Raw genomic sequence first — 12,796 nt, 5'->3', positions numbered from 1 at the left:
GTGGGTTGTTGCGCGCACGGGAGGGTTGCTTGCGCGCATCCAGGGCAGGCGGATCCGCGGGCGGTGGCCTGGACGGGCGTTCACGAGGGTCGGCGAGTGGACGCCGCCGCCTCCGGGACGGGTACGGATCGGGCATGGTTTGCTACGGAGGGTGGTTTTCGGGTATATGTCCCAAAGGAGAACTACGGACCGTACGCGCTTGGTTTCGCGAAGTGGGCTGAAGGTCGTACCCTCCCATAGTGACCTAATGGGGGTTCTGTTATCGATGACTGACCCAACCGACACCCGCGACACCGGGCCACGCGTCGGCACGCCCCTCTGGGCGTTCCTCGCCGGCATCACGGTGATCGGCTTCACCGCCCTGCTCGTGGCCATGCTCAGGCTCGACGCCGCGGGGCTCGTCGCGCTGGCCCGCACCGCGCTGTTCTGGGTGCTGGTGGTCCTCGTGATCCTCGGCGAGCTGAGGCCCGTGATGGTGTCCTCCGCCGCCTCCGTGGGCGGCACGTACCCGTCCGCGATGTTCACCTTCGCCGCCCTGCTGCACTTCGGGCTGCCGGTCGCGGTGCTGCTGCAGGCCGTCGCGGTCGCCATGAACGGCGTGGTGACGCGCAAGGCCTGGCACCGGGTCATGTTCAACATCGCCCAGTCCACGCTCGCCCTCACCGCCGCGGCCGTGGTGCTCGGGGCGTTCGGCATCGTGCCGAGCCCGGCCGCGCCGTGGGAGCCCGGCGTCCCCGACCTGCTGCCGATCGCGCTGGCCGGCGTCGCGTACTTCGTCACCCGCGCCACCCTCGTCTGCGGCGCGGTCGCGCTGCACGAGCGGCGCTCGATCGTGCGCGTGCTGAAGGCCACCGCCGGGCCGCAGAGCCTGGTCTACGTCGCGTTGCTGGGCATGGCGCCCCTGGTCGTGGTGGTCATGAACCACTCGCCCGGCCTCGTGCCGCTGTTCGTCGCGCCCCTCGCGGCCGTCTACTTCACGGCCACGCTGTCCATGCGCCGCGACCATCAGGCGCTGCACGACGAGCTGACCGGCCTGCCCAACCGCAAGATGCTCATCGTGAGCACCGAGGAGGCGCTGGCCGAGGCCCGCCAGGACGAGCGGGTCGGCCTGTTCCTCCTCGACCTCGACCGGTTCAAGGAGGTCAACGACACGATGGGCCACCCGGTGGGCGACCGGCTGCTGCAGCTCGTCGCGCACCGGCTGACCCACTCGGTGCGGCCCGGCGACGTGGTGGCCCGGCTCGGCGGCGACGAGTTCGCCGTCCTGCTGCCCTCGATCCGCGACACCCACGCGGCCCGCGAGGTGGCGGCCCGGCTGCGCGCCGCGCTGACCGAGCCGGTGCGCCTGGAGGGCATGACGTTCGACGTCGACGCCTCGGTCGGCATCGCGCTCTACCCCGACCACGCCCCCGACTTCGAGCTGCTGCTCCAGCGCGCGGACGTGGCGATGTACCTGGCCAAGGAGGGCCGCACCGGCGTCGAGCTGTACCAGCCGGACAAGGACCGCAACTCGCCGGAGCGGCTGACGTTACTCGGCGACCTGCGCCGCGCCATCGACGGCGGTGAGCTGTCGCTGCACTACCAGCCCAAGGTCGGGCTGGGCGACGGCGCGGTGCGGGGCGTGGAGGCGCTGCTGCGCTGGCGGCACCCGGTGCACGGCACGATCCCGCCGTCGGAGTTCGTGCCGCTGGCGGAGCAGTCTTACCTGATGCGGCAGCTCACGGCGTACGTGATCGAGGAGGCGCTGGCGCAGACCGCTCGCTGGTGGCGGGCCGGGCTGCGGGTGCAGGTCTCGGTCAACATCTCCGCCCGCGACCTGCTCGACTCGGCGCTGCCCGAGCGGCTGGAGGTCGGCCTGGCCCGCTACGGGCTGCCGCCCTCGGCCATCCAGCTCGAGGTGACCGAGCGCATCCTGACCGGCGACCAGGCGTACACGCAGGAGACCATCAAGGCGCTCGCCACGCTGGGCGTGCCGCTGTCGCTCGACGACTTCGGCACCGGCTACTCCTCCCTCATCCGGCTCCAGCGGCTGGCGGTGTCCGAGGTGAAGATCGACGCCTCGTTCGTCCGCCGGATCGCCGCCTCCGAGGACGACGACCGGATCGTGCGCTCGATCGTCGACCTGGTGCGCTCGCTCGGGCTGCGTTCGGTGGCCGAGGGCGTCGAGTCCGACGACGTCGCGATGCGGCTCGCCGAGATGGGCTGCGACGTGGGGCAGGGCTGGCTGTTCGGCGAGCCGATGCCGCCCGCGGAGGTCACCGAGTGGCTGCGCGAGCACGCCGGCGTCGAGGAGAGCCGGCACGCGGCCGAGTACGGCTACCAGCCCGAGGTCACCCATACCGCCTGACGCGACCCTCGCCTCCGTGGGAGCGCTTCCACGGGACGCGCGCCGCATGTTGCCAGTGGGTTAATGGTTCGGGTGCGCTGCGTCAAGCCCCCTAGGATGGCAGTGTCCAAAGACTCCATCCACGAAACGGGTTCAACGACTCATGTCCGCCATAACCCGCGACGAGGTCGCACACCTGGCCCGGTTGTCCAGGCTGGCGCTCACGGACGACGAGCTCGACCACTACGCCACCCAGCTCGATGCCATCATCGAGTCGGTCGCGAAGGTGGCCGAGGTCGCCGCCGAGGACGTGCCGCCTTCGTCGCACGCGCTCCCGCTCACCAATGTCTTCCGTGCCGACGAGGTGCGCCCGTCCCTGACCCCCGAGCAGGCGCTGTCCGGCGCCCCCGCCGTCGAGGACGACCGCTTCCAGGTGCCGCGCATCCTCGGGGAGGAGGCATGAGCCTGATCCGCAAGACCGCCGCCGAGCTGGGGGCGATGATCGCCGGGGGCGAGGTGTCGGCCGTCGAGGTGGCCGAGGCGCACCTCGACCGCATGGCCGAGGTGGAGCCCAAGGTCAGGGCGTTCCTGCACGTGGACCGCGAGGTCACGCTGGAGCAGGCGCGGGCCGTAGACGCCCGGCTGCGGGCGGGCGAGAAGCTCGGGCCGCTGGCCGGCGTGCCGATCGCGCACAAGGACATCTTCACCACCCGCGACATGCCGACCACCGCCGCCTCCAAGATCCTGGAGGGCTGGCGGCCGCCGTACGACGCGACCGTCACCCGGCGGCTGCGCGAGGCCGGGCTGGTCATCCTGGGCAAGACGAACCTCGACGAGTTCGCGATGGGCTCCTCCACGGAGAACTCCGCCTACCACCCGACCCACAACCCGTGGGACCTGACGAAGGTGCCGGGCGGCTCGTCCGGCGGCTCCAGCGCCGCCGTGGCCGCCTACGAGGCGCCGCTGTCCACCGGCACCGACACCGGTGGCTCGATCCGGCAGCCCGCCTCGGTGACCGGCATCGTGGGCATGAAGCCGACCTACGGCGGTTCGTCCCGCTACGGCCTCATCGCCTTCGCCAGCTCTCTCGACACCCCGGGCCCCTTCGCCCGCAACGTGCTCGACGCGGCGCTGCTGCACGAGGCGTTCTCCGGCCACGACCCGATGGACTCCACCTCCATCGACGCCCCTGTCCCGAGCGTGGTCGAGGCGGCCCGCAACCCCGACATCGCGGGGCTGCGCGTCGGCGTCGTCAAGGAGTTCTCCGGCGAGGGCTACCAGGCCGGCGTGCTGGCCCGCTACCACGAGGCCGTCAAGCTGCTGGAGTCGCTGGGCGCCACGGTGGTCGAGGTGTCCTGCCCGTCGTTCACCACCGCGCTGCCGGCGTACTACCTGATCGCGCCGTCGGAGTGCTCGTCCAACCTGGCCCGCTTCGACGCCATGCGCTACGGCCTGCGCGTCGGCGACGACGGCACCCGCAGCGCCGAGGAGGTCATGGCGCTGACCCGGGCCGCCGGCTTCGGCCCCGAGGTCAAGCGGCGCATCATGCTCGGCACGTACGCGCTGTCCAGCGGCTACTACGACGCCTACTACGGCCAGGCGCAGAAGGTCCGCACCGTCATCGCGCGCGAGTTCGAGGCCGCCTACCAGCAGGTCGACGTGCTGGTCTCGCCGACCACGCCGACCACGGCGTTCCCGATCGGCGAGCGCGCCGACGACCCGATGGCGATGTACCTCGCCGACCTGTGCACCATCCCGTCCAACCTGGCGGGCAACGCGGCCATGTCGGTGCCGTGCGGCCTCGCCGACGAGGACGGCCTGCCGGTCGGCCTGCAGATCATGGCCCCGGTGCTCGCCGACGACCGCTGCTACCGCGTGGGCGCCGCCGTCGAGCGCGCCCTGGAGAGCCGCTGGGGCGGCAGCCTGCTGTCCCAGGCTCCGGAGCTTTAGGAAGGGGAAACGGCGGCATGCTCACCCGCATCGAGATCGACGGCTTCAAGTCGTTCGCGGACTTCAAGCTGAACGTGCCGCCTTTCCTCGTGGTCATCGGCCCGAACGCCAGCGGCAAGTCCAACCTTTTCGACGGCATCCAGTTGCTCCGCAGGCTCGTCGACACCCCCAGCCTGTACGACGCCTTCGCGGCTGCCAGGGGGGACCTCGGCGAGCTGTTCCGGCGGCGCGGTGACGGCCAGGTCGTGGACCGTATGGCGTTCGCCGTCGAGGTGCTCCTGGATCCGAAGGTCGTGGACCAGTTCGGGGCCGAGCTCGAGATATCGCACACCCGGATCCGCTACGAGCTGGAGATCGTGCAGCGCCTGAGCGAGGACGGCTTCGCGCGCCCCTATGTGGCCAGGGAGGAGGCGCGCCCCATCCGTTCGGCCGACGACTCGTGGACCCGGGAGCAGAGCGTGGGCAGAGAGTTCCGCTCCACGTTCCTGCGCTACAAGAGGCAGTCGCCTCTTCTCGAGACGACCCTCGACGACGCCGGCCGCCGGGTGTTCCGCATCGCGCAGGAAGGGCGGCAAGGGCGCAAGCGGGAGCTCGCGGCGCACGCCGCGGAGGCCACCGTTCTCTCAAGCATCACCTCGGCAGGAGAGTTCCCGCTTCTTTACGCGCTCAGGAAGGAGATCGCTTCCTGGCGTTTCCTCCAACTGGATCCAGCCTCGTTGCGGATGCCCAGTTCGCGGCATCAGCGAGGCGAACAGCTGGAGCCGAGCGGCGCGAATCTGGCCAAGGTCCTCCGCCGGATCGAGCAGACGACCGCGGACGAGTCCGGCAGCTCGCTGGACGAGATCGCGGCCGACATGGCACGCGTCGTCCGTGGCTTCGCCGGTATCGAGGTGGAGGAGAACGTCGCCAAGGAGCAATGGGAGATCTACCTCCGGACGCGCGACGAGGGGAAGGTGAGCGCCCGTGTCGCATCGGACGGCACCTTGCGGGTCCTCGCCCTCCTCGCTGCGCTTTACGATCCGGCTCACCGCGGGCTCATCTGCTTCGAAGAACCCGAGAACGGGATCTATCCACAGCGGCTGCGGGAGCTCGTGCGGCATCTCCGCAGACTGGTGACGGATCCGACTGGCGAGGTCGAGGAGGACGAGCCTCTGGCGCAGCTCCTCATGAGCAGTCACTCCCCGTTGATGCTGGTGGCCCTGCACCCGGAGGACCTCCTGGTCATGGACTGGATCACCGTGCCTGAGGACGACGTGGCCGGCGTGGGGAGCCGTGTCTCGCGCGCCCGGCAGTTGGTGCCGAGCACGCCGGACGGCACGCCACCTCTTGACGAGGTCGGGCTCGTCGTCCCGGCGCCCGAGTGGCGGGCTTTCGCCGCCATCTCGAAAGAAGAGGCGCGGCAGCTTCTGGAGGAGGCCTCGTGATCGAGGTCAATGCCTTCCTGACCGCTGAGGGGAACTCCGACTACGACTTCTTGCCTGTGCTCCTGGAACGAGCGCTGAACCGCCTGTGCCTGCCGCATCGCCTCGCGGTGGCTCCGGTTCAGGTGCTGCGGGTGTCCGTACAGGGCCAGGAGTCCCGGCACGAAGCCGTATGCAGGGTGGCTCGGGCCGCGGTGGCAGGAATGACCTTGCTCTTCTACCACTACGACGGTTCGGCGGCTCCCGACCGTGAGGAGCGGAAATACTGGGCGCCGTTATGGGAGACATGGAAAAGGCACGGGCCGGTGCGGCCCTTGGTGAGAGTGGTCCCCGTCCGTGAGATGGAGAGCTGGGCACTGAGCGACCTGGATGTCCTGCGGCAGGTCGCAGGATCATCGTGGCAGGCCAAAAGCGTCTTCGAGGGCGACCGCCTTTCTCGGGTGGAGTGCCTCTCCGATCCGAAACGGACGTTGAAGGACATCGTCGCGAGTGGCAGGCGGCGCCGCCGGGCGGGCCGGGAGGCGGGCGACTACCTGACCCGCATAGCCGAGCTCATGCGCCTGGACTACCTGGAAAACGTGCCCTCGTATCGTCTCTGGCTGTCCGAGACGTTCGAGGCTCTGAAAGAACTGAGGTTGATCCGTGATTGACACAACAGGGACCATGCCGTACGACGAGGCGCTGGAGCGGTTCGAGCCGGTGCTCGGGCTGGAGACGCACGTCGAGCTGGGCACCAGGTCGAAGATGTTCTGCGGCTGCAAGACCACCTTCGGCGCTCCGCCCAACACGCAGGTCTGCCCGACCTGCCTGGCGCTGCCCGGGTCGCTGCCGGTGGCCAACGCGCAGGCCATCGAGTCGACGATCCGCATCGGCCTGGCGCTGAACTGCTCGATCGCCGAGTGGTGCCGATTCGCCCGGAAAAACTACTTCTATCCGGACATGCCGAAGAACTATCAGATCTCCCAGTACGACGAGCCGCTCTGCTTCGACGGCTACCTCGACGTCGAGGTGAACGGCGAGACCGTGCGCATCGGCATCGAGCGGGTGCACCTGGAGGAGGACACCGGCAAGTCCACCCACGTGGGCGGCGCGACCGGGCGCATCCACGGGGCCGACCACTCGATCGTCGACTACAACCGGGCCGGCATCCCGCTGGTCGAGATCGTCACCAAGCCGATCCCGGGCACCGACCGGCTCGCGCCCGAGGTCGCCCGCGCGTACGTCACCGAGCTGCGAGAGATCATGCGCACGCTCGGCGTCTCCGACGTGCGCATGGAGGAGGGCTCGCTGCGCTGCGACGTCAACGTCTCGCTGATGCCGCGCGGCTCCGCCGAGTGGGGCACCCGCACCGAGACCAAGAACGTCAACTCGCTGCGCAGCGTCGAGCGGGCCGTGCGGAGCGAGATCGAGCGGCAGGCCGCGGTCCTCGCCGAGGGCGGGAAGATCATCCAGGAGACCCGGCACTTCCACGAGGACACCGGCACCACCACGTCCGGCCGGTCCAAGGAGGAGGCGCAGGACTACCGGTACTTTCCCGAGCCCGACCTGGTGCCGATCGCGCCCGACCCGGCGTGGGTGGCCGAGCTGAAGGCGGCGCTGCCCGAGCTGCCGTCGGCCCGGCGCAAGCGGCTGCAGGCCGAGTGGAAGCTGTCCGACCTCGACATGCAGGCCATGCACAACGCCGACGCGTTCGACCTGGTCGAGGCGACCGTGGCGGCGGGCGCGCCGGCGGCCGACGCGCGCAAGTGGTGGATGGGCGAGCTGGCCAGGCGCGCCAACGAGAGCGGCGTGCCGCTGTCCGAGCTGGCCATCACCCCCGCCCAGGTCGCGCGGGTGACCGAGCTGGTGGCCTCCGGGGCGCTCAACGACAAGCTGGCGCGCGAGGTGCTGGAGGGCGTGCTCGGCGGCGAGGGCACGCCGGACGAGGTCGTCGAGGCGCGCGGGCTGCGGATCGTCAACGACGAGGGCGAGCTGTCGGCGATCATCGACCAGGTGCTGGCCGACAACGCCGACGCGGCCGACAAGGTGCGCTCCGGGAAGATCGCGGCGGCCGGAGCGCTGGTCGGCGGCGTGATGCGGGCCAGCAAGGGCAAGGCCGACGCGGCCCGCGCCCGGCAGATGATCCTGGAGAAGCTGGGCGTCTCGGAGTGATCGCGGGTACAGGGTCCCGCCGCGCGCCAGGCCGCCCTCAGCGCGACGGCGGGTCCCGCCCCGCGCTCAGCGGGCCTCAGCGCGACGGCGGGGCCCGCCGCGTGCCGGGCAGGGCTCAGCGCGACGGCGGGGCCCGGCAGGCGTCCTGGTAGGGCAGCTCGGGGATCTGCTCCCGCCACTCGGCCGGGGACAGGGCCCCGTCCCGGCGGCAGATCGCCGCGACGGCGGTGTCGGGGTCGACGACGATCTCCCGCAGCATCCCGTCGGCGGTGGAGACGAGCAGCGTCGTGCGGGTGAACGCCACGGCCGGCACGGAATCGCCGGTGAAGTCGATCGGCGTGGCCACCGGCTGGTTGCCGCGCCAGTCCCAGAGCCGCACGCCTGACTCGCCCGCACCGGCGACGGTGGCCAGCAGCCGGCCCGGCGGGTAGGGGACGAGGGCGTTGATCGGCCCCAGGTGGGCGTTCTGCGGCGGGGTGAGGGGGCGGCGCAGTTCCCTGTCCCAGAACGTCAGGATCCCGTCGGGGTCGCCGACGGCCGCCCGGTCCTCGACGAACAGGATCTCGCCCTCGGAGCGCACGTCGTACGGCCGCCGGAGCACCTGCCCGGTGGCGGTGTCGATCGCGAGGCGGCCCTGCGCGGAGGAGTCCACCAGCAGCCGCCGCCCGTCCGGCTCGAAGATCGGGATTCCCGATCCCGCGCCGGGGACGGTGCGGAGCCAGCTCCGGGCTCGCACGTCCCACACTTCCAGGTCGAAGTCGCTCAGCCCGTCGCCGAGGTGCGAGCTGGTGGTGGCGAACACGACGGTCCCGCCGTCGGGGGAGAACGTCAGCGACATGATCCCGATGGCGTCCGGGTCGTGCGCGCGGAACGTGCCGAGGCCGCGGCCGGTCGTGGCGTCCCACAGGGTCACCGTGGGGGACAGGGGGTGGGAGAGCGCGAGGATCCGCCCGTCGGGGCTGAACGCCGGGACGTACCCCGTCTCGCCGGAGCCCTGGTCCGGGTGGCCGTCGAGGGGCAGCGGGCCGCTCACGGGCCTGCGCGCGGCGACGTCCCAGACGCGCACCTCCGACCGGCCGTCGCGGCGGCCGGCCGTCACCAGCAGGCGACCGTCGGGGCTGAGCAGCCGCTGGTCGGTTCCCGGCGCGAGCACCGCCGGGCGGGTGGCGGGCGAGACGTCGAGGGTGATCACCGTGCCGTACTGTCCGAGGACCCGGAGGAGCCGGCCGTCCGGGGTGATCCGGGCGTCGGGCGCCGTCGTCGCCTGCGGGAGCGGGGACCGCGTCAGCTCGGCGCCGTCGTCCGCCCGCCACAGGGTCACCCGGCCCTCGGCCTGCGTCCCGACCAGGAACCGGCTGTCGGGGCTGAACTCCAGGTGCCCGGCGGCCGGCGGCAGCGGCGGCAGGACCTCCTTGCCGGAGGGGAGGTGGAAGACCCGGACCTCGTGGTCGGCGGCGAGGGCCAGGCGCCTGCCGTCGGGGCTGAACACGGCGTCCGTGGCGCTCCCGTCCAGCCAGGGGGCCGGCAGCCGCGCGCGCCGGTCGAGGTCCCACAGCTCCACCTGTCCCGCCGGGCCGGTCCCGCCGCCGGAGGACGTCGCCCGCAGCTCGTCCCGCGGCGGGATGACCACGGCCAGCCGGCCGTCGGGGCTGATGGCGGCGACCGGCTCGCCGAGCGCCCGCGTGCCGTCGGCGACGTTCCAGACCTCGCTCGACTCGTCGCGGATGCCGATGAGCCGGCGTCCGTCCGGGCTGAACTCCGACGGGGTCAGCCGGGGGATCCGCACGCCGAGGTCCGTCAGCCGGCCGCCCCGCACCGCCCAGAACCGGGTGTCGCCCTCGTCGTACACGGCCAGGGTTCGGCCGTCCGGGCTCCACACCAGTCCGTGGACCTCCCGCCCCCGCCACGTCGTGGCCGCGGTCTCCTTCCTCGTGGCCAGGTCGAGCACGCGCAGGACGGCCGGCTCGCCCGGCCCGCCGGGGGTGAAGACGGCCAGCCTGGCGCCGTCCACGCTGAGCGCGGACACGAGGTCCGTCGGCGGGTAGGGGACGGTGAAGACGTCCACCAGCGGCAGCGCCAGCGAGTCGATCAGCTCGCTCCTGGCCTCGGCCACCGGGGCGATCCGCCAGGCGGCGGCGCTCAACCGGCGGGCCAGGCGCGGGTCGCTCAGCCGCAGCGCGGCCGCGCGCCTGGCGGCCAGCCGGGCCGTCGCCTCCTGGAGGCGGTCGTCGGCCAGGCCCGCCTGGCGGACGGCGACGCCCGCCGCGGCCACGGAGGCGGCCAGCAGCACCACCAGGGCCGCCGCGACGGCCACCCGCCGGCGGGAGGCGCGCCGGGCCAGCGCCGCGCTCGCCTCGACGAAGCCGCGCTCCAGAGGCGTGAGGACGTCCTGGCCGTCGGGCCGCTCGTCCGGTTCAGGGAACAGCCTGGTCGCCTCGGCCAGCCGGACGCCCCGGTAGAGCAGCCCGGCGTCCCGGCCGTGCGCCTGCCACGCCTGGGCCGCCTCGGTCAGCCGCCGATGCACGCGCAGCCGTTCGCGTCCCTCGTCCACCCAGCCGCGCAGCCGCGGCCACGACTCGATCAGCGCCTCGTGCGCGAGCTGCACGCCGTCCTCGTGCAGCGTGAGCAGCCTGGCCCCGGCCAGGCGCTCGATGACCAGCGCGACGTCGGGGTCCCCGTACGGGTCCAGCTCGGCCCGCGCTGCCGGGCGGCGGGTGTCCTGGGCCTGCTCGCCGGGGTTGATCAGCCGGAGCAGGACCCGCCGGGCGATCCGCGCCTGCGCCGGCGACATCGCGGCGTACACCTCCTCGGCGGTGTGGCTGATCGCGCCGTGCAGCCTGCCCACGCTGCGGTAGGCGTCCAGGGTCAGCAGCTTGCCGGTGCGCCGCCGCCACACCTCACGCAGCGCGTGCGACATCAGCGGCAGCGCCCCGGGCTCCTCGGCGACGTCGGCGACGACGGCGGCCGTCAGCGCCCGCTCCACCGTCAGGCCCTCGGCCATGGCCGGCCGGACGATCGCCTCGCGCAGCTCCTCCGGCCGCATCGGGCCCACCAGCACGTTGGCCTCGCGCAGGGCGGCGGTCAGCTCGCGGTGCTCGGCGCAGCGGCCGTAGAAGTCGGCGCGGACCGCGATGACCACGGGCCGGCCGCCGCGGGCGGCGAGCAGCAGGTCGACGAACCGGCCGCGCTCGGCCGGGTCCCGGCAGAGGGTGAAGACCTCCTCGAACTGGTCGACCACCACCAGCGTCCCGTCCTCGCCCGGGGCGAGCCGGCCGGCGTGCCGCATCGGGTGCTCGCCGGGCGTGAGGAGCAGGCACGGGCCGGCCCCGGCCGCGAGCCCGGCGCGCAGCAGGGACGACTTGCCGCTGCCCGACGGGCCGAACACGGCGGCGAACCGGTGCCGTTCCAGCAGCTCGCGCAGCTCCTCCACCAGGCGGTCGCGGCCGAAGAAGCGCCCGGCGTCGCCGGTGCCGTAGGCGGCCAGCCCCAGGTACGGCCCGGCCGCGGGCTCCTCCTCGGCCGCCCGCTCGCGGGCCGCCGCCTCGGCGGCCTCGTGCCAGCGGCGCTCCCACTCCGCCGCGTCCCCGCCGCAGGCCCGTACGAAGGCGAGGACGACGGGCAGCGACGGCAGGCGCTCGCCCGCGGCCGCCTGCGACAGCGTGGTGACCGAGTAGCCGGCGCGCGCCGCCATGGCCCGGTAGGTGAGCCCGCCCGCCTCCCGGCGGAGCTCGCGCAGCGCGGCGGCGAAGCGCTGCACCGGGCCCGCCGCCGGGTCCAGCGGGGTCTCACGACGGCCCACCACCGTTCCGGATCTCCGTTCTCTGGACGGCTCGCCACGCGACGCGTTGTTTGCCGCCCTGATCAGGGGTGCCGAACAACGTCGCCGTCATGATCCTGGGGTCACAAGCTCCGGAGGGGCAAGCGATCAGGGGGTTCCGCTCCTCGCCGGCCGCCGGAGACCGACCTCACGAAAGGACGTCCATGCGTACGAGCTCCAGGACCGCCGCCGCGGTCGTGACCGCCCTGACCCTGCTGAGCCTGCCGCCGGCCGCGCCCGCGCAGGCGGCGCCGGCCGCGGCCGCCGCGGGCCGGGCCTACGTCAACGGCGCGACCGGCATGTGCCTGGCCATCGGCCGGGGAGAGGTGAAGGCCGGCAAGGCCGCCATCCAGTGGCCGTGCATCGGCAGCAAGTCGCAGCGCTGGATCCATCGCGCCGACCGCCGGCTGGTGAACGCCAAGACCGGCCTGTGCCTGGCCATCGGGCGCGGCGAGAAGAAGCGGGGGAAGGCGGCGATCCAGTGGCCGTGCACGGACGGCGGCCTGGCGCAGGAGTGGGTCTACGACGGCATGCAGCGGCTGCGCAACAGGGCCACCGGCATGTGCCTGGCCATCGGGGGCGGCGAGAGGCGCAAGGGCAAGGCCGCCGTCCAGTGGCCGTGCGGGAGCACCGCGGAGCAGGCGTGGCGCCGGTGACGGCCGTGCTCGGCGGACGGGGGAGGAAGGACGGCTCGCCGCAGGACCCGCTCCGGCACACCCTGGCGGAGCACCTGGCGGGCTGGTCGGCGCGGTCCGGCATCGCGATCGAGATCTGGGCCCTGCCGCGGCGGCCCCTCCCCGCCACGGTCGCCGAGCTGGTCCACGGCACGCTCGACGAGATCCTGGAGGAGGTGGAGCGGCAGGCGACGGCCCGCGTCGTCTCGCTCGCCCTCACCGTGTCCTTCACCCGGTCCCCCGGCAGGCTGCGCCTGACGGTCAGCAACGACGGCTCAGGCACGGCGGCGGAGGCGCTGCGGGCGCGGCTGCGCGGGCGGGCCGCCGGGATCGCCGGGCTGGGCGGCCGCCTGACCGTCAACGGGGTCCCCGGTGAAGGCACCACGACGAGCGTCACCGTCCCGCTGCGGCGGGCGCGCCCTCGACCGGGGTCCTAGGTCCAATTGCCGAGCCGTCC

9 protein-coding genes are annotated in these 12,796 nt (G+C 72.9%); 8 read left to right on the top strand and 1 reads right to left on the bottom strand.

The features are described 5' to 3' along the window. Positions 1-265 precede the first annotated feature (265 nt). The 6 genes from MF672_RS03160 to gatB all read left to right on the top strand — a co-directional run bounded on the left by MF672_RS03160 (position 266) and on the right by gatB (position 7,848). A complete protein-coding gene (locus MF672_RS03160) occupies positions 266-2,347 on the top strand; it encodes a putative bifunctional diguanylate cyclase/phosphodiesterase (protein WP_242373479.1) in 2,082 nt (693 codons plus the stop codon). A gap of 142 nt (positions 2,348-2,489) precedes the next feature. Next, a complete protein-coding gene (gene gatC, locus MF672_RS03155) occupies positions 2,490-2,789 on the top strand; it encodes an Asp-tRNA(Asn)/Glu-tRNA(Gln) amidotransferase subunit GatC (RefSeq protein ID WP_242373478.1) in 300 nt (99 codons plus the stop codon). Further along, on the top strand, positions 2,786-4,276 hold the full coding sequence (gatA, locus tag MF672_RS03150; RefSeq protein WP_242373477.1) for an Asp-tRNA(Asn)/Glu-tRNA(Gln) amidotransferase subunit GatA: 1,491 nt from the start codon (positions 2,786-2,788) through the stop codon (positions 4,274-4,276). The genes gatC and gatA overlap by 4 nt, the downstream gene beginning before the upstream one ends. A gap of 17 nt (positions 4,277-4,293) precedes the next feature. Beyond that, positions 4,294-5,700, top strand: a complete 1,407-nt coding sequence (locus MF672_RS03145; RefSeq protein ID WP_242373476.1) for an AAA family ATPase — start codon at positions 4,294-4,296, stop codon at positions 5,698-5,700. After that, a complete protein-coding gene (locus MF672_RS03140; RefSeq protein WP_242373475.1) occupies positions 5,697-6,347 on the top strand; it encodes a DUF4276 family protein in 651 nt (216 codons plus the stop codon). Before MF672_RS03145 ends, MF672_RS03140 begins: the two co-directional genes overlap by 4 nt. A gap of 13 nt (positions 6,348-6,360) precedes the next feature. Then, entirely contained in the window at positions 6,361-7,848 is a 1,488-nt protein-coding gene (gatB, locus tag MF672_RS03135; protein ID WP_242373525.1) for an Asp-tRNA(Asn)/Glu-tRNA(Gln) amidotransferase subunit GatB, read from the top strand. Positions 7,849-7,963: 115 nt separating this feature from the next. On the opposite strand, the gene MF672_RS03130 is transcribed toward gatB, so the two are convergent. Further along, a complete protein-coding gene (locus tag MF672_RS03130; RefSeq protein ID WP_242373474.1) occupies positions 7,964-11,650 on the bottom strand; it encodes an nSTAND1 domain-containing NTPase in 3,687 nt (1,228 codons plus the stop codon). Positions 11,651-11,829: 179 nt separating this feature from the next. On the opposite strand from MF672_RS03130, the gene MF672_RS03125 reads away from it, so the two are divergent. Both MF672_RS03125 and MF672_RS03120 read left to right on the top strand, forming a co-directional pair. After that, positions 11,830-12,321 carry an RICIN domain-containing protein gene (locus tag MF672_RS03125; RefSeq protein WP_242373473.1) on the top strand — a complete coding sequence of 164 codons (492 nt, stop codon included), beginning with the start codon at positions 11,830-11,832 and terminating at the stop codon, positions 12,319-12,321. Next, positions 12,309-12,776: a sensor histidine kinase gene (locus MF672_RS03120; RefSeq protein ID WP_242373472.1), complete on the top strand. Its 468-nt coding sequence runs from the start codon at positions 12,309-12,311 to the stop codon at positions 12,774-12,776. Before MF672_RS03125 ends, MF672_RS03120 begins: the two co-directional genes overlap by 13 nt. Positions 12,777-12,796: the final 20 nt, after the last annotated feature.

Source organism: Actinomadura luzonensis (genome assembly GCF_022664455.2).
In the GTDB taxonomy this organism is placed as follows: Bacteria; Actinomycetota; Actinomycetes; order Streptosporangiales; family Streptosporangiaceae; genus Nonomuraea; species Nonomuraea luzonensis.
This window is presented reverse-complemented; position numbering and strand designations above follow the sequence as displayed.